At 62.7% G+C, this 21,544-nt stretch carries 26 protein-coding genes; 17 read left to right on the plus strand and 9 right to left on the minus strand.

All coding sequences use genetic code 11. The features are described from left to right. Nucleotides 1–7 precede the first annotated feature (7 nt). Complete coding sequence (gene udk, locus R3C98_RS04675) at nt 8–694, plus strand: uridine kinase (RefSeq protein ID WP_371312953.1); 687 nt, start codon at nt 8–10, stop codon at nt 692–694. Between the two features lie 52 nt (nt 695–746). Further along, nucleotides 747–1,610, plus strand: coding sequence for a CAP domain-containing protein (locus tag R3C98_RS04680; RefSeq protein WP_371312954.1), 864 nt, complete (start codon nt 747–749; stop codon nt 1,608–1,610). Here the strand turns inward: R3C98_RS04680 and R3C98_RS04685 are convergent. From R3C98_RS04685 to R3C98_RS04705, 5 genes are all read right to left on the minus strand, one after another. Continuing rightward, nucleotides 1,581–2,261: a nitroreductase family protein gene (locus R3C98_RS04685; RefSeq protein ID WP_371312955.1), complete on the minus strand. Its 681-nt coding sequence runs from the start codon at nt 2,259–2,261 to the stop codon at nt 1,581–1,583. The genes R3C98_RS04680 and R3C98_RS04685 overlap by 30 nt on opposite strands. 40 nt (nt 2,262–2,301) lie before the next feature. Next, a complete protein-coding gene (locus R3C98_RS04690; RefSeq protein WP_321488052.1) occupies nt 2,302–2,559 on the minus strand; it encodes a YjhX family toxin in 258 nt (85 codons plus the stop codon). Between the two features lie 234 nt (nt 2,560–2,793). Then, complete coding sequence (locus R3C98_RS04695) at nt 2,794–3,612, minus strand: enoyl-ACP reductase (RefSeq protein WP_371312956.1); 819 nt, start codon at nt 3,610–3,612, stop codon at nt 2,794–2,796. Nucleotides 3,613–3,683: 71 nt separating this feature from the next. Next, on the minus strand, nt 3,684–4,220 hold the full coding sequence (gene fabA, locus R3C98_RS04700) for a bifunctional 3-hydroxydecanoyl-ACP dehydratase/trans-2-decenoyl-ACP isomerase (protein ID WP_371312957.1): 537 nt from the start codon (nt 4,218–4,220) through the stop codon (nt 3,684–3,686). 82 nt (nt 4,221–4,302) lie between these two features. Beyond that, nucleotides 4,303–4,806, minus strand: a complete 504-nt coding sequence (locus R3C98_RS04705) for an SH3 domain-containing protein (protein ID WP_371312958.1) — start codon at nt 4,804–4,806, stop codon at nt 4,303–4,305. Nucleotides 4,807–4,946: 140 nt separating this feature from the next. Here R3C98_RS04705 and R3C98_RS04710 point away from each other — a divergent pair, with 140 nt between their 5' ends. Next, nucleotides 4,947–5,933, plus strand: coding sequence for a 2-hydroxyacid dehydrogenase (locus R3C98_RS04710; RefSeq protein ID WP_371312959.1), 987 nt, complete (start codon nt 4,947–4,949; stop codon nt 5,931–5,933). A gap of 22 nt (nt 5,934–5,955) precedes the next feature. Here R3C98_RS04710 and R3C98_RS04715 read toward each other — a convergent pair whose 3' ends face one another. Both R3C98_RS04715 and R3C98_RS04720 read right to left on the minus strand, forming a co-directional pair. After that, the gene (locus R3C98_RS04715) at nt 5,956–6,486 is read right to left on the minus strand and encodes a phosphoribosyltransferase (protein ID WP_371312960.1); all 531 of its coding nucleotides are present in this window, start codon (nt 6,484–6,486) and stop codon (nt 5,956–5,958) included. Continuing rightward, nucleotides 6,483–7,214 (minus strand): zinc-ribbon domain-containing protein, encoded by a 732-nt coding sequence (locus tag R3C98_RS04720; protein ID WP_371312961.1) that lies wholly within the window; start codon nt 7,212–7,214, stop codon nt 6,483–6,485. Before R3C98_RS04720 ends, R3C98_RS04715 begins: the two co-directional genes overlap by 4 nt. 62 nt (nt 7,215–7,276) lie before the next feature. On the opposite strand from R3C98_RS04720, the gene ftsE reads away from it, so the two are divergent. The 14 genes from ftsE to R3C98_RS04790 all read left to right on the plus strand — a co-directional run bounded on the left by ftsE (nt 7,277) and on the right by R3C98_RS04790 (nt 18,865). After that, entirely contained in the window at nt 7,277–8,035 is a 759-nt protein-coding gene (ftsE, locus tag R3C98_RS04725; RefSeq protein ID WP_371312962.1) for a cell division ATP-binding protein FtsE, read from the plus strand. Beyond that, a complete protein-coding gene (locus R3C98_RS04730; RefSeq protein WP_371312963.1) occupies nt 8,035–8,904 on the plus strand; it encodes a cell division protein FtsX in 870 nt (289 codons plus the stop codon). Before ftsE ends, R3C98_RS04730 begins: the two co-directional genes overlap by 1 nt. Further along, nucleotides 8,901–9,491 (plus strand): YdcF family protein, encoded by a 591-nt coding sequence (locus R3C98_RS04735; protein ID WP_371312964.1) that lies wholly within the window; start codon nt 8,901–8,903, stop codon nt 9,489–9,491. Before R3C98_RS04730 ends, R3C98_RS04735 begins: the two co-directional genes overlap by 4 nt. A gap of 28 nt (nt 9,492–9,519) precedes the next feature. Further along, complete coding sequence (locus R3C98_RS04740) at nt 9,520–10,266, plus strand: lysophospholipid acyltransferase family protein (RefSeq protein WP_371312965.1); 747 nt, start codon at nt 9,520–9,522, stop codon at nt 10,264–10,266. Between the two features lie 14 nt (nt 10,267–10,280). Next, complete coding sequence (locus R3C98_RS04745) at nt 10,281–11,303, plus strand: DUF2125 domain-containing protein (RefSeq protein WP_371312966.1); 1,023 nt, start codon at nt 10,281–10,283, stop codon at nt 11,301–11,303. Continuing rightward, complete coding sequence (locus tag R3C98_RS04750; protein WP_371312967.1) at nt 11,300–11,941, plus strand: DNA-3-methyladenine glycosylase; 642 nt, start codon at nt 11,300–11,302, stop codon at nt 11,939–11,941. Before R3C98_RS04745 ends, R3C98_RS04750 begins: the two co-directional genes overlap by 4 nt. A gap of 141 nt (nt 11,942–12,082) precedes the next feature. Then, the gene (locus R3C98_RS04755) at nt 12,083–12,646 is read left to right on the plus strand and encodes an HNH endonuclease (RefSeq protein WP_371312968.1); all 564 of its coding nucleotides are present in this window, start codon (nt 12,083–12,085) and stop codon (nt 12,644–12,646) included. 84 nt (nt 12,647–12,730) lie between these two features. Then, on the plus strand, nt 12,731–13,552 hold the full coding sequence (locus R3C98_RS04760; RefSeq protein ID WP_371312969.1) for a UDP-2,3-diacylglucosamine diphosphatase: 822 nt from the start codon (nt 12,731–12,733) through the stop codon (nt 13,550–13,552). A gap of 97 nt (nt 13,553–13,649) precedes the next feature. After that, complete coding sequence (locus R3C98_RS04765) at nt 13,650–16,403, plus strand: helicase-related protein (RefSeq protein WP_371312970.1); 2,754 nt, start codon at nt 13,650–13,652, stop codon at nt 16,401–16,403. Nucleotides 16,404–16,412: 9 nt separating this feature from the next. Then, nucleotides 16,413–16,697 (plus strand): RNA-binding S4 domain-containing protein, encoded by a 285-nt coding sequence (locus R3C98_RS04770; protein ID WP_371312971.1) that lies wholly within the window; start codon nt 16,413–16,415, stop codon nt 16,695–16,697. Continuing rightward, on the plus strand, nt 16,694–17,131 hold the full coding sequence (locus R3C98_RS04775; protein ID WP_371312972.1) for a TerB family tellurite resistance protein: 438 nt from the start codon (nt 16,694–16,696) through the stop codon (nt 17,129–17,131). Before R3C98_RS04770 ends, R3C98_RS04775 begins: the two co-directional genes overlap by 4 nt. A 93-nt stretch (nt 17,132–17,224) precedes the next feature. Beyond that, complete coding sequence (gene fdxA / locus R3C98_RS04780; RefSeq protein WP_371312973.1) at nt 17,225–17,566, plus strand: ferredoxin FdxA; 342 nt, start codon at nt 17,225–17,227, stop codon at nt 17,564–17,566. 251 nt (nt 17,567–17,817) lie between these two features. Further along, on the plus strand, nt 17,818–18,339 hold the full coding sequence (locus R3C98_RS04785) for a CarD family transcriptional regulator (RefSeq protein WP_321488073.1): 522 nt from the start codon (nt 17,818–17,820) through the stop codon (nt 18,337–18,339). A 256-nt stretch (nt 18,340–18,595) separates the two neighbouring features. Then, the gene (locus tag R3C98_RS04790; RefSeq protein WP_371312974.1) at nt 18,596–18,865 is read left to right on the plus strand and encodes a hypothetical protein; all 270 of its coding nucleotides are present in this window, start codon (nt 18,596–18,598) and stop codon (nt 18,863–18,865) included. A 357-nt stretch (nt 18,866–19,222) separates the two neighbouring features. Here R3C98_RS04790 and R3C98_RS04795 read toward each other — a convergent pair whose 3' ends face one another. Next, nucleotides 19,223–19,630, minus strand: coding sequence for a hypothetical protein (locus R3C98_RS04795; protein ID WP_371312975.1), 408 nt, complete (start codon nt 19,628–19,630; stop codon nt 19,223–19,225). A gap of 326 nt (nt 19,631–19,956) precedes the next feature. Beyond that, nucleotides 19,957–21,525: a long-chain-fatty-acid--CoA ligase gene (locus tag R3C98_RS04800; RefSeq protein WP_371312976.1), complete on the minus strand. Its 1,569-nt coding sequence runs from the start codon at nt 21,523–21,525 to the stop codon at nt 19,957–19,959. Nucleotides 21,526–21,544: the final 19 nt, after the last annotated feature.

Consider the following 21,544-nt stretch of genomic DNA (forward strand, 5'->3'; position numbering starts at 1 on the left):
CCAATGCATGACCAAGCGCAAATCCTTTCTGATCGCGATGTCCGGCGGGTCCGGGTCCGGCAAATCCACACTCGCCGAGGCGTTGTTGGACCATCTTCCGGACGGCAAGGCCGTGATGTTCGGCGAAGATGCCTATTATCATCCGATGAGTTTCTACGGGGACCCGGCAAATGAGGAAGAGCGCCTCGCCCTGATCGCGACGATCAATTATGACGCTCCGGCCTCGAAAGAGGTGGACCATCTGGTGAAAGATTTGCGCGCGCTGAAATCGGGGCAGGGGATCGACCAGCCGATCTATGACTATGACCGGCACGACCGCAGCACCAAGACGCGCCGGATCGAGCCTGCGCCGGTGCTGATCCTGGAAGGCATACATGCGCTGTCCATGCCCAAGATCCGGCCCTTGATCGACTTGTCGGTCTATGTCGACACACCCGATGATCTGCGCCTTGCGCGCCGGATCCGGCGGGACGTGGTGGAGCGTGGACGGGATGTGGAAAGCGTGCTGCAGCAATATCTCGGCACCGTGCGGGCGGCGCATTACCGCTGGACCCATCCGGCGAAATTCGAGGCAGACCTTGTGATCGCCGACGAAGGCCTGCCTGCCTATGGCAATGTGCGGCCCACGGGTGAAGCGCTGGAGCGGATGCTGGCGCCGGTGCTGGCACGCCTGCAGACCGCCGGCGTGATCTAGCTTGTAACTATTCTGTTCATGTTCAGCGGGGTAAACTGCGCAGGCCATGAAGATGCGCGCGCTGTTTCTATTGCCCGGTTTCCTGTTTGCGGCCCTGCCGGCGGCGGCATGTGACATGGATGTCCGCCATCGCGGGCAGACCGTTGCAGACTATGTCGAGGCCGTGCAGCCCTGCCTGCGGACGTGGCCGGCGGGCTACATGGCGGATGCGCGGATGGAAGCGGACTTCTTCACCCGTGTGAATGAAGAACGCACATCGAGGGGACTGGCCGCACTTCGTTTCCGCCCCGAACTGCTGGACGCCGCGCGCTTCCAGAGCCTCGACATGGCGTTCAATAAATTCTTCGGTCACGAGAGCCCGGACGGGCGCCACCATGATGCGAGGGTCGCGGCCTTCGACCGTAGCGCTCTGGTGGAATACAGCGCCGAAAATGTCGCCATGGTGGAAGTTGTCGGTGGGCGGTGGAACCTGAAGCGTCGTGCTGTCGAACGCCTGCATGACAATCTGATGGACAGCCCCGGTCACCGCGCCAATATCCTCAATCCGGATATCACCGATGTCGCGATGGGCGTTGTACGGACAGAATCCGGTGTCTGGGTGACGCAGGTCTTCCTTGAATTGTCGGGGTCGCTTCCGGCGCCGTTGCCGGTGCGAATGCACCCCGGCCAGCGGCTGGACATGCGGCCCGCTCTGCGCGGCTGGAGTTTCCAGAATTTCGGCGCGAAACAGGCCGGGAACCGCTACACCGCACTTGGCACGGCGATCCCGAACAACCTGACCGGCGATTTCGAATTGACTGCGAACGGCCGCATGAACGGGGAACTGCCCGGCATGTTCTATACGATCCGCCTGCCAGGCCCCGCCGTGACGGTGGGGCGTCAGGGCTTAGAAAAATCCGGCGATTTCGGAGAGTGATTTCTTGACCAGGGCGTGTTTCGGCACCATTGCGCCGTCTGCGGGGTGTCCTGCCACGAGAATCAGGAAGGGTTTCTCCGTCTCCGGACGGCCGCAGATACGGTTGAGGAATTTCATCGGGTTCGGCGTGTGCACAAGCGTGGCGAGGCCAGCCTCATGGCAGGCGGCGATGAGAAGCCCCGTGGCGATGCCGACGCTTTCATGGATGTAGTAATTCTTGCGGTCGTCGCCCTCGCGCACGCCGCCGCGGCGCTGGGCGAAGATGCAGATCAGCCAGGGCGCGGTTTCCATATAGGGCTTGTCGGCATCGGTGCCGATGGGGGCGAGGGCGGTGAGCCATTCTTCCCCTGCGCGGCCTGAATAAAACTCGCGTTCTTCGACCTCGGCCGCCTCGCGGATCTCGCGCTTTTTCTCTGTGCTGCCAACGCAGGCGAAATACCAGGGCTGGTGGTTCGCGCCGGAGGGGGCAGAGCCGGCCGTGCGCACGCAAGCCTCGATGATCTCCCGCGGCACAGGCTTGTCAGAGAACTGACGGACAGAGCGGCGGCTCGCCATCCGGTCATGGAAGGCGAGGGCGCGGGCCAGCATTTCGTCTTCCGGCAGATCGGCATAGCCGGTCAGGGGCACATGGGTCTCGGCTGAGGTTTTCATGCCTCATCGATACCATGTGCCCCTTTTCGGGCAACATCACTTACCGGTTATCGAATTCAGCGCGGACGAGTTCCAGCCCGCGCCGCGTGATGCGGTACGGCCTGCCGCCCTGCGAAGCGATGGCGCGTTTGCGCTTCAGCTTGCGGAAGAGGCGAAGGCTCAGGCCCGGATAGCGCCAGCCATCGCGGTTGAAGCAATGCAGTTCTTCCGGCTTGTTGTGCTCGTTACGGATGATTTCGATATGCCCGCCCTGTGCGAGCAGGTGGAGGATGCGCTGTTCGGCGCGTGAGATATCCATTTGTAGGTGGTCCGAAGTCGGGCGCCGCTATTCGGAGATGTGACGGCGCGCAAAAACGTTCACTGGCATCAAGTGCCAGCGGCATCGTTCTCGCCGGCCTGCCTGACGCTGTCTCTCAGCGCCTCAAACGGCAGGCCCCTTACCGGGACTCAGACAAGTAATAGGACATAAACGCTCCGTTGAACCGCTTATCTGGGTAAGCGGCCCTCGCGGGTCAAGTTTTTTCCGTGCGGATTATTCCTCTTCGGGAAGTTCCGGCACGCCGACGGCGTGGAAGCCGGCGTCGACATGGATGACTTCGCCGGCGATGGAGTGGCCGAGATCTGACAAAAGGTAGAGCGCGCAGCCGGCGACGCCGGACATGCGGGTGTCTTCCTTGAGGAGCGACCAGTCACGGCCCGTGCCCATCAGGCTCTTGCCGCCGCGAATGCCGGCCAGCGACAGCGTGCGCATGGCGCCGGCGCTGATCGCGTTGACGCGGATCCCCTGCGTGCCGAGGTCACGCGCCGCATAGCGGGTGGAGGCTTCGAGCGCGGCCTTGGCGACGCCCATGACATTGTAGGACGGCACGGTCCGCTCGGCGCCGAGATAGGTCATGCAGATCATCGCGCCACCATCCGGCATGATCTCTGCCGCGCGGCGGGCGCTGTCGATGAAGGAATAGACCGAAATGTCCATCGCGCGGCGGAAGCCTTCGCGGGACGTGTTGGCGACCATGGAGCCGACCAGCTCGTCCTTGCCGGCAAAGGCGATGGAGTGGACGAGGAAGTCGATCTTGCCCCACTTCTCCTTCACGGAGGCGAAGGCGGCATCCATCGAGGCGTCATCGGTCACATCAGCCGGGATCATGAAATCCATGCCGATGGACTCGACCAGCGGGCGTACGCGGCGCTCAAGGTTCTCGCCCTGATAGGTGAAGGCAATCTCGGCGCCCTGGGCAGCCAGCTGTTGGGCGATGCCCCAGGCGATGGAGTTCTGGTTGGCAACGCCCATCACGATGCCGCGCTTGCCCTTCATCAGGGTGCCTTCGGGCGGGGTCCAGTCATCAGCCATGGCGCGAATCCTTCCTGTTTGTCTTTGCAGAACGGCTAGGGGGGCGGTTGGCCCCCGTCAAGCAGGCCGAATCAGGCCGGCTGATCCATGTTCTTGAGGCCAACGCGCATATCGGTGGCGGTGTAGACATGCTCGCCATCGACATAGACGCGGCCGTCGGCGATGCCGAGCACCAGCTTGCCGCGGCGCACGCGCTTCATGTCGATCTCGTAGCGGACCAGCTTCTTGTCCGGCGTGATCTCGCCAGTGAAGCGGACATCGCCCACGCCGAGGGCGCGGCCTTTACCGGGGCTGCCCGACCAGCCAAGCCAGTAGCCGACGATCTGCCACATCGCATCGAGGCCAAGGCAGCCCGGCATGACGGGGTCACCCGGGAAGTGGCAGGAGAAGAACCAGAGGTCCGGCGTGATGTCGAGTTCGGCGACCACGCGGCCTTTCCCATACTCGCCGCCATCCATCGTGATCTCGGTGATCCGGTCCATCATCAGCATTGGCGGGGCCGGAAGCTGGGCGTTGCCAGGGCCGAAATAGCCGCCCTTGCCGGATTCGAGCAGGTCTTCCTTGGAGTAGGAGGATTTGGGCGTGTGATAATCGTGCGGTCCGGACATGCGTGATTTTCCTTAACGTCAGTAACCGGCCTTGAAGGCACCGGACCGCCGGGATTGTCAACTCATGAGGCGCGTTTTGGGGTCAGAGGCCCGTTTCGCCGGGGTCTGATCCCCAGAGCGACGGCTGGGGCGCATAGCCCCGGAAATCCTGTGCCTGAATGCGGCACCAGCCCTTCGTGCAGGCGCCAAGCTCGACGAGGACGCCCCGACCGAGGTCTGCCACCGGCGTGGCGGTCGGCAGCGGATCCTCGCGCATCACGGTCGGCGTCTGGACATAGGCCTTGTGCCCCTCTTCCAGCATGCGGGCATGGACCCAGACTTCGGTGCCGGACGGGTCGCGCACCCGCCGCCAGTTCTCGCTCTCCTTGATGACCAGCAAGGGCAGGCCCTTGCGCTGGTATTCCCACAGGACCGGATGCTGCTTTGACGGGCCCGCCCGGCCGTTGACCATGGCGAATTTCAGGGTTTCGAACCGGGGGACGGGCTTTCCGGAGAATCGCGACACGCGCACCAGTTCCGGTGCCTGTGCCATGGCGGCGCCTCCGAGGAAGAACACGGCCGAGATCAGAAAGGGTGCCCACTTCATGTGCATCAGCTTCCAAAGCGAAATCTGCGACAAGATTCCATGGTCTGGTGAATTAGCCGTAAAATCTTCGCCATTGGCGTTCCGGCAGGGCTTTGCTAAGGCCTCCGCAGAGACCACAGAAAAAATTACAAAGGGTGCTCATGCCGACCAGGAAGCTGAAGATCGTCGTCACCCGCAAACTGCCTGCTACGGTAGAGTTGCGGATGAAGGAATTGTTCGACGCCCGCCTCAATGAGGACGATCACCCTTTCACACAGGAAGAACTGGCCGAGGCGATGCAGACCGCCGATGTGCTGGTGCCCACCGTGACCGACCATATCGACGGCCGCCTCCTGGCGCGGGCAGGCGAGCAGCTTCGCCTGATCGCCCAGTTCGGGGCCGGTGTGGACAATATTGACGTGCAAAGCGCCATCCAGCGCGGCATCACTGTCACCAACACGCCGGGCGTGCTGACCGATGACACAGCCGACGTCGCCATGGCGCTGATCCTGGCTGTGCCGCGCCGCCTGCATGAAGGCGCGCAGATCATGGATGGCGGCGGCTTCGATGGCTGGACGCCGACCTGGATGCTCGGCCGCCGCCTGGCAGGCAAGCGCCTCGGTATCATCGGCATGGGCCGCATCGGCCAAGCCGTGGCGCGCCGGGCCAAGTCCTTCGGCCTGCAGATCCATTATCACAACCGCAAGCCGGTCGGCGCCCGGATCGAGGAACAGCTTGAAGCGACCTATTGGGACAGCCTCGACCAGATGCTGGCCCGCATGGACATCGTTTCCATCAACTGCCCGCACACGCCGGCCACGTTCCACCTGATGAATGCCCGCCGGATCGAACTGATGAAGCCGGACGCCTATATCGTGAATACGGCCCGCGGTGAGGTGATCGACGAGGCAGCGCTCGCCCGCGCGATCAAGTCCGGGAAACTCGCCGGGGCAGGGCTCGACGTGTTCGAACGCGAACCGGCGGTGAACGAGGAACTGATCGGCCTGCCGAACGTGCTGCTCCTGCCGCACATGGGCTCGGCCACGATCGAAGGCCGCACCGAAATGGGCGAGAAGGTCATCATCAACATCAAGACCTTCGCCGACGGCCACCGTCCGCCGGACCGCGTGATTCCTGCGATTCTCTAAGAGAAAATTGTTGGGGGACTGATCAGTCCAGCGCGCCGATATAGGGCAGACCGCGATATTTGCCGGCGTCGTCCATGCCGTAGCCGACGAGGTAGCGGCCGGGTGAATCGAAGGCACAGAAATCGACGCCGTTCTCGCCACGCGGCGCCCATGGCTTTTGTGTCAGCGTGCAGGTGATTACTTCCTTCGCGCCCTTGGCCAGAAGGTGGTGCTTGGCGAAATCGAGTGTCCGGCCTGTGTCGAATACATCGTCCAGCAGCAGCACGCCGCGATCCTTGACCTGACGCGACAGGTCTGCGCGCACAACGACCCGCCCGGAGCTTTCGCGCGCATCGCGGTAACTCTCCAGCCAGATCACATCCAGCATCGGGTGCACGCCGCGCCGGGCCAATGCCTTCATCAGGTCAGACGTGAACGGCGTTGCCCCGATCAGGATGGAGACGACCGTCCAGTCGCCGGTCAGACGCGGGGCCAGCCGGTCGGCCAGTTCATCGATCCGCGCCATCAGCTGGTCTTCGGACACGATGACTTCGATCTTCGGGTCGCCGCTCATTCCGTTCCGTCTCCGGTGCCCGGTTCGGCCGCTGCGGTGTCTTCCGGAGCTTCGGGGGCAGGGGGCGCAAGCGCCTCTGGCGGCGCGCTCGACCGGTCGACCAGCGAGAGTTCGATCTGGAAGCTTTCCATCGGCGCCTGTTCCAGCACGACCTGGAAACTGCCGTCCGATCCGGCGGGCAGGCGCGCCGGGCTGATCGCGCCATAGCGCGTGGCAACCGTGCGGCCGCGCTCGTCCTTCAGGTCCACCTTCACGAGCGGCGTATCCACGGTGGAGCGCGCGACATTCATCGCACGGCCCGAAACCGTGACGACGGGCACGGTGTCGTTGAACGTGCGGGAGCGCTCAATGTCGGCGAATTCGATGCCGAACCGGTTCACCGTGAAGCCGGCCATCTTGTAGGCCCCGGCCGCGCGCGGGAATACTTTCACCACATCGTTGCGCAGCATGATGGCCGAAACGCCCAGCACAAAGAAGAGAACCGCCGTGCCGATCCAGGAAAGGAGGGCGACGGTGCGGCTTTTGCGGCGGCGCTGTTCGCGCACCCGCTCGCGATAGATTTCATGGGCGGCGGCGGGGTTCGCACGCGCCTTGTCCACTTCCAGCCCCGGTGGGGCGACAAACCATGAATGCCCGCACGCGGCGCACTTCACAGTGCGGCCGCTTTCACCGATTGTTGAGTCATCGGCGAAATACTGTGTCTCACAATTCGGGCAGGTGAGGATCATGCCTTGGTCTTTCCCGCAATTCGCCTCAATAATCCAGCCATCCGAGCCAATCGATGGAGCCGATGACCCTTTCGAGACTCGACCCTTTTGACGATATTGCTGTGCGTCTGGATAACGTGTCGTTACGCTATGACACTTCGGATGACGTTCTTAGCGGTATTGATCTCAGCCTGAAACAGGGATCTTTCACATTCCTGACAGGCGCGTCCGGTGCTGGAAAATCCAGCCTTCTCAAACTCTTATACCTGGCGCTCAAGCCAACCTTCGGCGAGGTCTCGCTGTTTGGCCGCCCCACGGGGCGGCTTGCGCGCGACCAGCTCTCGGCGCTGCGCCGCCGCGTGGGCGTCGTCTTCCAGGAGTTTCGCCTGCTGGAGCACCTCTCGGCCTATGAGAATGTGGCCCTGCCGCTGCGGGTCGTCGGCCGGAAAGATGCAGATTATCGCGCCGATGTGGAGGAATTGCTCGCCTGGGTGGGCCTCGGCAAGCGCCTGCATGCCAAGCCGCCGACCCTGTCGGGCGGGGAACAGCAGCGCGTTGCCATTGCCCGGGCGGTTGTGACCCAGCCGGACATCCTGATTGCGGATGAGCCGACCGGGAACGTCGATCCCGAAATGGGCTCTCGCCTGATGCGTCTCTTCCTGGAGCTGAACAAGCGCCGGGGCACCACGGTGATCATCGCAACCCACGACCTCGGCCTCGTCCGGCAGGTCGAGGCGCCGGTCTACCGGCTGAACAATGGCCTGCTGGTGCGCGATGTGGAATTTGGCGAAGACGGCTCGGCCGGGCGCCGGCGGACAGATCCGGCAAAGGCGGAAGACTGATGGCGCGTGAGACCCCCCTCCTGCCAGTCGAGGACGCCCGCGAGGCGGCTCTCTTCTTTGTGGTCGGCGCGCTTTGTTTCCTTGCGGCGCTGGCCGCCCTGTCTGCCAAATCCACCTATGGCGCGGCCCGCGCCTGGACCGCGGAAGTGGAAGGCGAGTTGACGATCACCCTGCAGGATGTCGACCGCCGCGCGGCAGAGGATGCCCGCAAACTGATCGAGAAGACCGACGGCGTCACCTCGGCACACTTGCTGACCAAGGAAGAGATCGATGAGCTGCTGGAGCCGAATTTCGGCAATCGCGGCCTGCCGGACAGTCTGCCATTGCCACAGCTGATCGCGGTGACGGCTGATCCCGGCATGCCCGATATGGGGCCAACGCTGCAGGGCGTGCTGGCCACGGCAGGATATGACAGTGCGGTCGATGAACATGCCGACTGGGCGGGCGATGTGCGCCGGGTGCTGGCGATCACGCGGCTCATCGCCCTGACGGCGGTGGCGCTGCTGGCCTCGACGGCGGTGGCTGTGATCGCCTTTGCGACCCATGCCGCTCTGCTGGCCCGCCGCGATATTGTCGATGTCCTGCACCTTTCGGGCGCGCGGGACCGGTTCATCGCCAGCCTGTTCGAGCGGCGTTTCTGGGTCCTCGGCCTGAGGGCCGGGGCAGTCGGGGCCCTGCTGGCGCTCGGCGCGGCTGCGGCAGCCATCTTTGCTGCGCGGGCTCATGGCGGACATGCAGGCCTTCTTCCGGAGCTCAGCCTCGATTACACTGACCTTGTCGTACTGGTGATGACCCCGGTGACTGCCGGACTCGCGGCCCGTGTTGCGGCGCGCGTGACGGTGATCCGAGCCCTGAAGAGCATGGTGTGAGCAAAGGCAGCCGCCCCCGGCGTCGAAATTCCCGTCTCGGCACGATGTTGGTCGTGTTCGTGCTCGGCCTCTTTGCCATAGACTTCCTCCTGTTTGCCCGGCGCGCGGCGACCATGAAACCCGACCCGGCCATGCAGGGAGATGCGATCGTGGCGCTGACCGGCGGGTCCGGCCTGCGCATTGCGGAGGGGGTGAGGCTGGTCTCCGAGGGCAGGGGCGGCCATTTGCTGATCTCGGGTGTACATCCGGATGTGACGATGGACGACCTGATGACGCTCGCCGGTGGCGACCCGGAGGTCTGGGCCTGTTGCGTCACCATCGGGCACGCTGCCGAAACGACGCTGGGCAATGCCGACGAGACCGCTGCCTGGGCCTATGAGAATGGCTATCACGACCTGATCCTGGTCACGTCGGACTATCACATGGCGCGTAGCCTGCTGGTACTGCAGGACGCGATGCCGGACATCACGCTGGAGCCATGGCCCGTTCGCACCGTGATCGACCCGTCGCATCTTTTTACCGATTTCAAATCGCTAAAGGGGGTCTTTCTGGAATGGGCCAAGTGGCGGGTAACGACGCTGGAATGATGGCGCGCGATTGGCTAAGCCAGCGGACATGAGAGTTTTCACCTCCCTCCTGTTCGTGGTCTGGCTGTACCTGTGGATGGCCCTTCTGGGCATCATCTTCCTGCCGGCGCTTGTCCTGCCACGCTGGGTGACCATTTTCGGCATTCGCACCTATGCGCGTACCGTGCGGATTGGCTTGCGGCTGATCTGCGGCATCAGCACCGAGATCCGCGGGCGGGAGAACATGCCGGAAGGCCCTGTCCTTTATGCGGGCAAGCACCAGTGCATGTATGACGTGTTCATTCCCTTCCTGGTGACGCGCGATCCCGCCATCATCATGAAGCGGGAACTGCTCTGGTACCCCTTCCTTGGCTGGTATGCGCTGAAGGCCGCGATGATCCCGATTGACCGGGCCGGCACCACCAAGACGCTGAAAGCCATGGTCGGAGAAGCGAAGCAGCGCGCGGAGAATTACCGCCAGATCGTCATTTTCCCGGAAGGTACCCGCAAGGCGCCGGGCGCGCCGCCGGAATATCATGCCGCCGGCATCTCCGCGCTGGCCAAGGCGATCGAGGCGCCGATCGTGCCGGTGGCGACCAATGCCGGCCTTTGCTGGCCGGGCAGGGGCTTCCTGCGGCGGCCCGGCAAGATCGTCTACGAGATATTGCCGCCAATACCGGGTGGCCTTCCGCGCAAGGACATGATGGCAAGGCTGCAGGGCGAACTGGAACCGGCGACGGATGCGCTGGTGAAGGAAGGCCTCGCCGTGCAGGGCCGCGAATTGCCGGCCTTATAAAGGATTTCCCGGATATGGCGTCGCCCTCAACCCCGAAGAAACGCTCACGCCTCGGCCTGTTCCTGCCGTTCATCTTGTTGCTGCTCGCTATCGGGGCCTGGTCGGCCTGGTGGGTGATCGCCAGCAGCCGGATCGAGCAGTCCGTGGATACATGGATCGCAGAGCAGAACGCGGGCGGCGCGGAGTTCACCTATGCCGGCCGCCATATGGGCGGATACCCGTTCCGCTTCGAACTGGTTTTGGACCAGCCGAACTATTCTGGCAGGCCGGGAGAAGCCTCATGGGAAGGCGACCGCCTCGAATTCGTGATGCAGGCCTGGAACCTGACCCACATGATCGGACGCATGCCAGGCCATCATGTGATCACAGGCGCGGATGGCATCCGCAACAGTGTCGATTTCGACGGCCATGCCGCCTTCAGCCTGTCCTGGGACAAGGCCGGCCTGAACCGGTTCGGTTTCCAGTCCGGTGAAGCGCAGGCGCTGGTCGCCGGGCAGGTCTACAATATTAGCAATCTGTCGCTGAACCTTGCCCCGCGCCCGGAGAGCCCGGACGATCTGATGATTGCGATGCAGTGGGACAAACTGGCACTCGACGCAGCGCCCGCCGCGGCGCCTTATCTGGGTACGGAGCTTGGGCCGTCCCGTCTGATCGGGGAAGTGCGCGGTTTCTTCCCGGCTTATGAAGCGGCGGGCCGTGAGGTAAGCGGCGTGTGGCCGCAGCTGCTCACCGATGGTGGCGAACTGGAAGTTGCGCAACTGCTGCTGGACTGGGGCCCGCTGGATCTTGGCGCGCAGGCAAACCTCACGCTGGCGAATGGCCGCTCGAACGGCGCCTTCAAGGTGCGGATAGAGAATTCCGACGACCTGAAACAGGCGATGATCGATGCGGGCCACTGGAGCCAGCAGGAGCAGATCGTGTTCGGTACGCTGGCGCCTGCCTCGCGCGATGGCGGCTTCCTGACGCTGCCGGTGATCGACGACACAGTCTTCGTTGGCCCTGTGCCGCTGGGCAAACTGCCCGGCAACCGGTCGTGACCGCGCCGTCCAGAGCGGCAATCCAGTCGGCCTGTGAGGCCTTGTCCGACATCGATCCGGCGCTAGCCCGCGCCTATGCGACCACCGGTGTGCCGGACTGGCGGACACATGCGCCAAGCTATGTGCTGTTGGCGCGGACGGTCGTCTACCAGCTGGTCTCCACCCGCGCAGCTGATGCGATCTGGGGCAGGGTGGAAGCGTTCCTGGGCGAGGTGACACCGGACCGTGTGCTGACCTGCGACCAGGAAAAGCTCCGCGCCTGCGGCCTTTCCCGGCCGAAACTCTCACATCTGAACACAATCGCTGCCGCCATCAGTGAAGGCGCGCTGGATCTTGCGCGCGTTGAAGCTGCGGACGTGGAGGCGGCACGCGCCGAATTGCTGGCGGTGAAGGGGATTGGTCCGTGGACGGCGGATTTGTACCTGCTTTATGCTGCCGGAAAGATCGATGCTTTCCCGCATGGCGACGCCGCGTTGATGGAGGCACATAGACGGCTTGGGGGCTATGAGGCGCGTATGGAAAACAAGGCCTTTTCGGCGCATGCGGAGCGATGGCGTCCGCACCGGGGCGTTGCCGCGCACCTTCTCTGGGGATGGGTGAACGCGGAGCGCGCCAAAGCGGGCGTTCCGCCTGCCTGACCGGAAAGCGTTGCAAAACGCCGTCCCTGTCATATTCTCTTGATAAGAATCGCCTAGATGAACGGGTGAAACGAAGAGGAGCGTGCGCTTTCAGTCGGTTCAAACAACAGGTTTCCAGATTCTACAGCATGGAGGGTCTCCATGGCTGAGATTCTTACGGCGCCGCCCAGCGGGCGGCCGGCCCTGGTTCTGAATGCCGATTACAGGCCGCTTTCCTATTATCCGCTATCGCTGTGGCCCTGGCAGGAAGTCGTGAAGGCGGTTTTCCTCGATCGTGTCGATATCATTGCAGAATACGACTATGTGGTGCGGTCTCCGAGCACGGAATTCCGTCTGCCGAGTGTCATCGCGCTGCGCGATTTCGTCCGTCAGGACCGCCCGCCGGCCTTCACACGCTTCAACGTGTTCCTGCGCGACGGCTTTCAGTGCGCCTATTGCGGCACGCACGACCAGCTGACGTTCGATCATGTGGTGCCGCGCTCCAAAGGCGGGCGCACGACGTGGGAAAATATCGTTGCGGCCTGTTCGCCCTGTAATCTGCGCAAGGGTAACAAGCTGATGAACCAGACGGACATGCACCTGCTGCGCCGGCCGTTCCGGCCGAACAATTACCAGCTGCAGGAAACCGGCCGCCGCTTCCCGCCCAACCACCTTCACGAGACGTGGATGGATTATCTCTACTGGGATGTTGAGCTGGAAAGCTGATTAACCATCAGCGCGCTGTATTTGTTACATATTCGCACGCGAATTGTCACAAAAACCATATGAAATCAGGCTATCCGCCAACGGATGTCCTCCTCGCGCGCGCAGCCGACGCCTGATTACAAGGCGATTTTCATCTCCGATGTGCACCTCGGCAGCGCCGGGTGCCAGGCAGATGCGCTGTGCGCGTTCCTGAAAACGCATACGTCGCAGCAGCTCTACCTCGTCGGCGACATCATCGATGGCTGGCGGATGCGCAAGAAATGGTACTGGCCACAGTCCCACACGAACGTCATCCGCCGCATCCTGACGGCAGCGAAGCGCGGCACGGAAGTCACCTATATCATCGGCAATCATGACGAATTCCTGCGGGCCTTCCTGCAGTTCCGGCTGGCCTTTGGCGATATCAGCGTAAAGAACCGCGCCCTGCATGAGGGCGAGGACGGAAAACGCTATCTCGTCGTGCATGGCGACATGTTCGACGGCATGATGCGGGCCGACCGCAAATGGATCATGCACCTTGGCGACCATGCCTATAATTTCCTGCTGTGGGCGAACACCAAGCTGAACGCCATCCGGCGCCGCCTCGGCATGCCTTACTGGTCGCTGTCTCAGGCGCTGAAAAAGCGCACCAAGCGGGCGCTGAACCATATTCACAATTTCGAGGGCCATGTGGCGGACTATTGCCGCCGCAAGGGCTATGACGGCGCGATCTGCGGCCACATCCATGTCGCCGAAATGCGCGACATCGACGGCATCACCTACATGAATGACGGCGACTGGGTGGAAAGCTGCTCGGCCCTCGTCGAGCATCATGACGGCCGCTGGGAAATCCTCCACTTCCAGCCGCACGCCGTGAAGGCCACGGAACCGGTGGCAAAAGAGGCCCGCATCAGGGCAGTCGCGTAAGCCCGTCCTTCCTTGTTACCCCGTAAGGAAGGGCGGGTCGCGAATGCCGCTATCTGCGCCGCTTGACTTCCCAGTCCCATACGGCCACCTCACGCCGATGACTTCCTCCCTGAAGGCCATTCTGGGCCCCACCAATACTGGCAAGACGCATTACGCGATTGAACGGATGACCGGCTTCGGCACCGGCATGATCGGCCTGCCGCTGCGCCTGCTGGCACGGGAGGTCTATGACCGGGTCGTGGAGCGCAAGGGTGAGGCTGCGGCGGCGCTGATCACGGGGGAGGAGCGGATTGTTCCGCCTACGGCGCGATACTTTATCTGCACGGTCGAGGCGATGCCGGTGGAGCTGCGCACCGACTTCGTTGCCATTGACGAGATCCAGCTCGCCCAGGACGAAGATCGTGGCCACATCTTCACCGACCGCATCCTGAATTTGCGGGGTAATCACGAGACGCTGCTGCTCGGCTCCGACACGATGCGCGGCCTCTTGCGAGAATTGAAATTGCAGGCGGAAACTGAGCCACGCGAGCGCTTCTCCGAGCTTCGCTATATCGGCCACACCAAGATCACCAAGCTGCCGAAGCGCACGGCGATTGTCGGCTTCAGCGCCGAAGAGGTCTATGCCATCGCCGAGCTGCTGCGCCGTCAGAAGGGCGGGGCGGCCGTGGTGATGGGCGCGCTCAGCCCGCGTACCCGAAACGCGCAGGTCGAGATGTTCCAGTCCGGCGAGGTCGATTACATCGTCGCGACGGACGCGATCGGCATGGGGCTCAACCTCGATGTCGACCGGGTGGTCTTCGCTTCGCGCTCGAAATTCGATGGGCGGCGCCACCGGCCGCTGACACTGGCCGAATGCGGACAGATCGCTGGCCGGGCCGGGCGCTTCAGACAAGATGGCGAATTCGGTGAAACGGGAGATTGCCCGCCTTTCGAGGAAGAACAATGGCGTGCCATCGAAGCGCACCGGTTCGATCCGGTCGATGCGATCCAGTGGCGAAATTCCGATCTTGATTTCTCATCGCTGAAGACGCTGATCCGCAGCCTGGAAAAGCCGTCCGGCAATCCGGTGCTGATCCATACGCCGCATGCGCTGGACGAATGGGTGCTGCGCCGGATGAGCGAGGACGGCCATATCGGGCCGGAAGTCTCCGGAGCACGCAAGGTGCGCCGCCTCTGGGACCTTGCCCGCCTGCCGGATTTCCGCAAGCTCGGCCCGGAAGGCCATGGCCGGCTGGTGCTGGGCCTTGCCGAAACGCTGATGGACCCGGATGCGCGCCTTTCGAATGCGGGCATGGAGCGGCGCCTCGGCGATTTGTCTTCCACCGAGGGCGACATCGCAAAATTGCAGCAGCGACTTGCCAGCATCCGCACATGGACGTATGCGGCCAACCGCCCCGACTGGTTGGAAGACCCTGCTTATTGGCAGGAAAAGACCCGCACGATAGAAGACGCCTTGTCGGATGCGCTCCACCAGGCGCTGACAGCAAGATTCGTGGACCGAAGAACAACAGCGCTGCTCGCCAGCCTGAAAAAGGAAGATGCACTCGTGACTGACCTGACGCCGGAAGGCGACGTGACCGTCGAAGGCCACATCGTCGGCCGCCTGAAAGGCCTGACCTTTGAACCGGTCCTGGACGCCCGAACCCTGGAAGGCAAGGCTGTGCGCGGTGCGGCCGCTGCCGCCATCCGCCCGATGCTGCTTGAGCGCCTCGGCCAGATTGCGGGGGCGCCGTCCGAAGCCTTCACGCTGGCCGATGATGGCTCGATCGAACATGGCGGCGCTGCCGTGGCGCGCCTGTCGAAAGGCGCAAGCTGGATGGCCCCGCGTGTCGATCTTGTCGGCGCGACGGAAACAGAACCACACGACCGTGAACCAGCCCGCCTGCGGATCGAGGAATGGCTGCGCAGCGAAATCGCGCGCGTCCTGCCCGTGCATTGGAAACTGTCGGCCGAAAAATCCGGCGAGACGCTGGACGGTCTGCCGCGCGGTCTTGCGTTCCGCGTGCTGGAAAGCGGCGCGGCGGTGGATCTCCGAAATGACGATCAGTCTGTCCGCCTGACGCCGGAACAGCGCGAAGCCCTGAAAGGCATCGGCATCCGTGCCGGCCGCGTCGCCGCCCATGTGCCGGACGCGCAGAAGCCTGCTGCCCAGCGCATGATCGCCATCCTGCGCGCCGTGTTTGCCGATGAAGGCTTCCCGCTGGCACCGGAAGGGGCCGGTTCTTTCGCGCTCGACGGCACCTGGCCGGAAGATGCGCTCGCCGCAAACGGCTATCTCCGCTTCGGCAAGCGCGCCGTGCGGGCAGACCTTGCCGAGCGTCTCGGCTGGGAACTGTCCAAGCGCCGCCGTGAGGCCGGCAAGAATGCATTTGCCATTCCGATTGATCTCGCCTCGGTCGTGTCCTGCCCGGCAGACGACTGGCCGGCCGTGCTGAAAGGCTTCGGGATCGCTCCCGCTGAGAAGGACAAGGAAACGGGCGCCGTCACGCTCTGGCGCTATGGCGCGCGCTCGCGGCCTGATGAAGGTGGCGCCCCTCGCGGGAACCGTCCGCCGCGCCGTGACGGCGGGCACGGACAGGGTAAACGCCCGGAAAACCAAGGGGACAACCGGGGTGGCGGCAAAGGCGGCCCGCGTCAGGGCCGAAGGGGCGGTCCGCCGCGCGGAGGCGCGCCGCAAAGTCGCCAGCCGGACCCGAACAGCCCGTTCGCCGCGCTCGCTGCCCTGCTGCCGCCGGAACCTCCGCCAAAAAAGAAGCGCAAGCCCAAGAAAAAGGGTGGGCCGAAGCCGGATGCCGGCAATGCCAAGGCCGCACCGGAGGCAGGCAGCTTCACCTACACTCCGTTCAGCTGAGCCCCGCCCATGGCTGACACGCTGCGCCTTGATGTCTGGCTGTGGCGGGCGCGCTTTTTCAAGACACGGTCTCTCGCAGCCGGCCATGTGCGCGGACGCGGGGTGCGCCTGTCACACAATGGCCAGACCCGCCGGATCGACAAGCCCGGCCAGGTGATCACACCGGGTGATGTTGTAACCCTTGCGCGCGGGGCGCATATAACCAGCTTCGAGATCCTGGACCTTGGCACCCGGCGCGGACCGCCGGCTGAAGCCCAGGCGCTCTACAGGCTATTGGAAGGCGGACCTGAATGAATATCCTTCGAAACCTCTTCCGGTCCCGGACCCCTGCAGAGCGGGACATGGATCCGAAGCTGGCCGCTGCTGCACTTCTGGTCGAAGCTGCCCTGGTCGACGGCGTTTATGTGAACATCGAAAGCGACATGATCGCGGAGATCCTGCTGGATGCGTTCGATCTGGAAGCCGATCAGGTAGACAGTTTGATTTCCGAGGGCGAAACCCTCGCCGAAGAGGCCGTGGATTCCTTCAATTTTACCCGCCATGTGAAAAAACTGCCAATGGAAACAAGGGTTTCTGTGATCGAGGGGCTCTACCGCGTGGCGCTCTCCGATGGTGAGCGGTCTGACGAGGAGGATGCCTTTATCCGCCATGTCGCTTCGCTGCTTTATGTGGACGATGTTGCCCGCGCAGGGGCTCGCCAGCGCGCCGAGGCCCGGCGCACTGCATAAAGCTAAACACACCGTGCAGGACGCCGCATTGACAGCGCCCGCTGCGCGCGCCATTTCGCCCCTGCAAAAATCCTCTGAAGAGGCCTTCCGCCCATGACCTATATCGTTGTCGACGCCTGTATCCGCTGCAAATACATGGATTGCGTCGAGGTTTGCCCTGTCGATTGTTTCTATGAAGGCGAGAACATGCTCGTCATCCATCCGGAAGAATGTATCGACTGCGGTGTCTGCGAGCCGGAATGCCCGGTCGAGGCCATCAAGCCCGATACCGAGGACGACCCGGACGGCAAATGGCTGAAGCTCAATTCCGATTATTCGAAGACGTGGCCAAACATCACGCGAATGAAAGAACCGCCGGCCGACCGCGAAGAGTTTGCGCAGGAAACGGGTAAACTTGAGAAATACTTCAGTGCCAATCCCGGCGCGGGCGACTGAAGACCGGACCCTACCGGAAGCCCAACAAATGCTGCAGGACTGAGGAAAAGTTAACGATTTCCGGCGCTTCGTTAACTTCATACATGGTTAACGCTTGCGCAGACCTGTTGAAAAAGCTGCAGATTTGTGATAGTGTTCAGGCTTGAGCAATAAATGAAAAGAGCTGCAACTTCCTAACTCAGACCGTAAACACAGCGGACTGGGGTGGGGTTCTTCGGCTCTTATACGCGTAGAAAAGGGCGATATCCGACATGGCGAAAAAAACAGATGCGTCACTGACGTTCGGGGTGGGTCAAAGCGTCGTTTACCCGGCACACGGGGTCGGCAAGATCACCGGGGTCGAGAAGCAGACTGTCGCCGGGATGGAACTGGAAGTTTACGTCGTTGCCTTCGATCAGGACAAAATGATCCTGCGCGTGCCGACGAATCGCGCCGAAGCCTCCGGCATGCGTGCACTGGCCGGCTCCAAGCTGGTTGACGATGCCCTCAAGACGCTGGGCGGCAAGGCCCGCATCAAGCGCACCATGTGGTCGCGCCGCGCCCAGGAATACGAAGCCAAGATCAATTCCGGTGACCTGATCTCCATTGCCGAAGTCGTGCGTGACCTGCACCGCGGCGAAGACCAGCCGGAACAATCCTATTCCGAGCGCCAGCTCTACGAGAACGCGCTGGACCGTATGGCCCGTGAACTCGCGGCTGTCGAAAACATCGACAAGACCGACGCCATGGAAAAACTGGCAAAGTCGCTGGCCAAGAAAAAAGTTGCGGCGTAACGGCGAAAGCCTGACCGTCTCATCATGCGAGAACGCCCTGCAGCCCGTCTGCAGGGCGTTTTTGCGTCTGGATCCTAACAAAGCCGCCCCTTCCGTTTACGAAGTGATTCGGCGGGCCACTTCCTGTTAACCTTAATGAAAACCTGAAGGCGCACTCTTTTCTCCGTCGCCGGACATTCCGGTGACCCTTGGGTTGATCCCCGAAAGCACGGAGAAAACTCCGGCCGGAAGGGAAAATGGGTGACAGGAGAACGAGATGCCCTATTCAGATATGCCATTGCCGCCAGGAGCCCTGCTGGGCGCTGACGCTTGCGCAGAAGACCTCTACCAGGCCGGCCTTGTCTGCGCCGCCGGGATCGATGCCGACATCGATCTGGTCGCAGCACACAAATGGTTCAACCTCGCCGCGTCCCGCGGACACGAGGACGCCAAATTCCAACGCCAGGAAATGGCCGAGCTGCTGACTTCGGAAGAAGTGAAGATCGCGCTGTCTGCTGCACGCGACTGGCTGAAGCTCGCCCACTAAAGGCACCTTGCCTGGTCAGTGCCGGGGTGTTCCGCCCTGGCAGGTGCGCGCCTTTTCACAGGCGACTGCAAGGCTCCTTTCCGCCGCATAGGGACGTATGCGGGGGATGAGTATTGCGCGCGCGACGTACGGCTCTTCCACTAAGAGCGGAAGGAAAAGAGTGTCCGGGACAGCGCCTGTTGCCACTGGCGGGATCACTCACATGCGCGCTGTCATTGTTCAGGATACTGCTGAAAAGAAAAAGTCCCCGAAGTGTCAGCTGCCAGGGCAGGCGCACTCCGGAGACAGTTCAATTGCAGCGAACTGCAAATGTTTGCCAGTGCTGTGGGGATGTAGCGCCGGCAAGGATGGGTTGCGTTACGAGCTCACCGCACGATTGGCCTGAAACCCGGTTTTCTTCTGGGCTGGCCGAAGAAGGAAATAGAGGAAAGCCGCGATGAAGCCCATGTCGATCAGGACAATCAGGGTGGTCGCGAGCGGGATGGAGCCCTGATACCAGTCCGGCAGGTAGACATAGGCGACGCCCAGTTTACCGAGGAGGCCCGCCCAGACGACCGGGCGATAACGTTGCGGGTCACCGCCGACAATCGCATAGACCACGCCAAAGCACAGAATGAGTGCGCCAGTGACTTTCATCAGCGCCGGATCGATGGCTTCCACCGTGCCGGTCATGCCGACCATGATCTCCGGAGAGATGAAAAGTGGCGCGCCGATTGCAAAGTTGAAGAAGGCGGCGGCCCAGAAAAAGATCTGCCAGTCTTTCATGTTCGTCTCCTGCTGCGGCGTTCCGGACGAGCCCTGACCCGCCGCTTTTCTGAACATTGCCCCCAGAATTCACTGGAAACCTTTATGTCAGTTTTCGCCGATCGATCGAATTGATCGGAACTGCCATGGATAGCAGGAATTTTACGGAAAATACGTGTGCGGAGTGGCTGAAAGACCAAACCGGCCATATATTATATGGATTATGTATCGCCTGAATTGAGGCGCTGGTAACCATCAGCGGAGCGTCAGACGGGCGGCTTCCCTGTTCCAGGCCGGGACGCCCGTGCCGGGGCGTCCCTGTCTCCCGGCGAGACAAGTGTCCCGTCTCAGCCCACCCGCCGGTCCATGTCCTTCCAGTAGGGTTCCCTCAGATCCTTGCGCAGGATCTTGCCGGACGGATTGCGGGGCAGGGCTTCGATGATGTCGACCGTCTTCGGACATTTGTATGCGGCGATACGTTCCTTCGCCCAGGCGATAACGCTTTCCGGCGTTGGCGTTTCGCCGGGCTTGGCCACAATGATGGCTTTCACGGCTTCGCCCCATTTCTCGTCCGGTACGCCGATCACGGCGACATCGGCGACAGCCGGATGGCCGAAAATCGCATTCTCGACTTCGGCCGGATAGACGTTCTCCCCGCCGGACACGATCATGTCCTTCACGCGGTCGTGGATATAGAGAAAGCCGTCCTCGTCGAAATAGCCGGCATCGCCGGTGTGGAAGAAGCCGTCGCGGATCGCCTCTTCGGTCGCCTCCGGACGATTCCAGTAGCCTTTCATGACGAAGCCCGCCTTGATGACGATCTCGCCGACCTCGCCGGTCGGCACCGGCGCGCCGGTTTCGTCAACACAGCGGATCACAGCGCCCGGATAGGGCGCACCGCAGGACCGCAGCTTGCCCCAGGAAGGGTCATGCGCCTCCGGCGGCAGGAAGGCTCCGGCCCCGACCGTCTCGGTCAGGCCATAGAGCTGGGTGAAGCGCGCGCCCGTGATTTCCTTCGCTTCCAGCAGCAGGCTCTCTGCAATCGGAGAGGCGCCGTAGAAGATCTGCTTCATCCTGCTCCAGTCGACCTCGCGCACGTTCGGCTGCTGGGTCAGCATCAGGATCACCGCCGGCACCCAGAAGGCGTGCATGATTTCCTGCTCCTCGATCAGGCCGAGGATCACTTGCGGGTCGATCTCTCGCAGCACGACGGTCCGGGCGCCCTGAATGGTGGCGAGCAGGCCGATATTGACGCCCGCCACATGAAAGAGCGGCATCGCGTTCATGACGCCTTCGCCGACGCCATAGGTCGACCATTCCAGCATGCCGGCCTGTTTGAACATCGCGCGGTAATTCGCATTGGTCAGCTGCACGCCCTTGGGCAGGCCGGTCGTGCCGGACGTGTAGAGCTGAATCACATCATCGTCCGGTTTCGGGGTCAGGCCGCAAAGGGCGGCGCTCTGGCTGTCGCGCCATTCGCGATAGTCCGGCCATTCCGGGTGTTCGCCATCAATGGCAATGATCTGCACAAGGTCAGGCAGTTCTGCGCGGATCTGCTCGGCCATGTCATAGAAGTCGCGGCCAACGAACAGCACCTTCGCCCCGGCATCGGACAGGATGAACTTCACCTCCGGCGCGGCGAGGCGGGTGTTGACGGCTGTCATCACGGCGCGGGCTTTCGCGGCGCCATACAGCATCTCGTAATATTGCGATGTGTTCTTGGCGAGGTAACCGACGCGGTCGTCCGGCTCGACACCCAGCGCGACAAGGCCATTGGCGACCTGGTTGGAATAGATATCCAGCTCGCGATAGGTCGTTGTCTCGCCTTCGAACCAGAAGGCGGCGTCCTCGGGACGCATCTGGGCCTGCACGCGCGGGACATCTGCCAGGAAGGGCATTGCCTCAGTGTCGATCATGGGTTCCTCCGGCATGTGT

The organism is Hyphomonas sp., assembly GCF_041398465.1.
GTDB lineage: Bacteria > Pseudomonadota > Alphaproteobacteria > Caulobacterales > Hyphomonadaceae > Hyphomonas.

Coding starts and splice junctions, on each gene's coding strand:
- R3C98_RS04760 (WP_371312969.1), top strand. CDS start 12,731: ATGTCCTCCTCGCGCGCGCAGCCGACGCCTGATTACAAGGCGATTTTC.
- udk (WP_371312953.1), top strand. CDS start 8: ATGACCAAGCGCAAATCCTTTCTGATCGCGATGTCCGGCGGGTCCGGG.
- R3C98_RS04695 (WP_371312956.1), bottom strand. CDS start 3,612: ATGGCTGATGACTGGACCCCGCCCGAAGGCACCCTGATGAAGGGCAAG.
- R3C98_RS04800 (WP_371312976.1), bottom strand. CDS start 21,525: ATGATCGACACTGAGGCAATGCCCTTCCTGGCAGATGTCCCGCGCGTG.
- fabA (WP_371312957.1), bottom strand. CDS start 4,220: ATGTCCGGACCGCACGATTATCACACGCCCAAATCCTCCTACTCCAAG.
- R3C98_RS04690 (WP_321488052.1), bottom strand. CDS start 2,559: ATGGATATCTCACGCGCCGAACAGCGCATCCTCCACCTGCTCGCACAG.
- R3C98_RS04680 (WP_371312954.1), top strand. CDS start 747: ATGCGCGCGCTGTTTCTATTGCCCGGTTTCCTGTTTGCGGCCCTGCCG.
- R3C98_RS04720 (WP_371312961.1), bottom strand. CDS start 7,214: ATGATCCTCACCTGCCCGAATTGTGAGACACAGTATTTCGCCGATGAC.
- R3C98_RS04770 (WP_371312971.1), top strand. CDS start 16,413: ATGGCTGACACGCTGCGCCTTGATGTCTGGCTGTGGCGGGCGCGCTTT.
- R3C98_RS04775 (WP_371312972.1), top strand. CDS start 16,694: ATGAATATCCTTCGAAACCTCTTCCGGTCCCGGACCCCTGCAGAGCGG.
- R3C98_RS04765 (WP_371312970.1), top strand. CDS start 13,650: ATGACTTCCTCCCTGAAGGCCATTCTGGGCCCCACCAATACTGGCAAG.
- ftsE (WP_371312962.1), top strand. CDS start 7,277: ATGACCCTTTCGAGACTCGACCCTTTTGACGATATTGCTGTGCGTCTG.
- R3C98_RS04705 (WP_371312958.1), bottom strand. CDS start 4,806: ATGAAGTGGGCACCCTTTCTGATCTCGGCCGTGTTCTTCCTCGGAGGC.
- R3C98_RS04685 (WP_371312955.1), bottom strand. CDS start 2,261: ATGAAAACCTCAGCCGAGACCCATGTGCCCCTGACCGGCTATGCCGAT.
- fdxA (WP_371312973.1), top strand. CDS start 17,225: ATGACCTATATCGTTGTCGACGCCTGTATCCGCTGCAAATACATGGAT.
- R3C98_RS04715 (WP_371312960.1), bottom strand. CDS start 6,486: ATGAGCGGCGACCCGAAGATCGAAGTCATCGTGTCCGAAGACCAGCTG.
- R3C98_RS04785 (WP_321488073.1), top strand. CDS start 17,818: ATGGCGAAAAAAACAGATGCGTCACTGACGTTCGGGGTGGGTCAAAGC.
- R3C98_RS04730 (WP_371312963.1), top strand. CDS start 8,035: ATGGCGCGTGAGACCCCCCTCCTGCCAGTCGAGGACGCCCGCGAGGCG.
- R3C98_RS04710 (WP_371312959.1), top strand. CDS start 4,947: ATGCCGACCAGGAAGCTGAAGATCGTCGTCACCCGCAAACTGCCTGCT.
- R3C98_RS04755 (WP_371312968.1), top strand. CDS start 12,083: ATGGCTGAGATTCTTACGGCGCCGCCCAGCGGGCGGCCGGCCCTGGTT.
- R3C98_RS04740 (WP_371312965.1), top strand. CDS start 9,520: ATGAGAGTTTTCACCTCCCTCCTGTTCGTGGTCTGGCTGTACCTGTGG.
- R3C98_RS04745 (WP_371312966.1), top strand. CDS start 10,281: ATGGCGTCGCCCTCAACCCCGAAGAAACGCTCACGCCTCGGCCTGTTC.
- R3C98_RS04790 (WP_371312974.1), top strand. CDS start 18,596: ATGCCCTATTCAGATATGCCATTGCCGCCAGGAGCCCTGCTGGGCGCT.
- R3C98_RS04795 (WP_371312975.1), bottom strand. CDS start 19,630: ATGAAAGACTGGCAGATCTTTTTCTGGGCCGCCGCCTTCTTCAACTTT.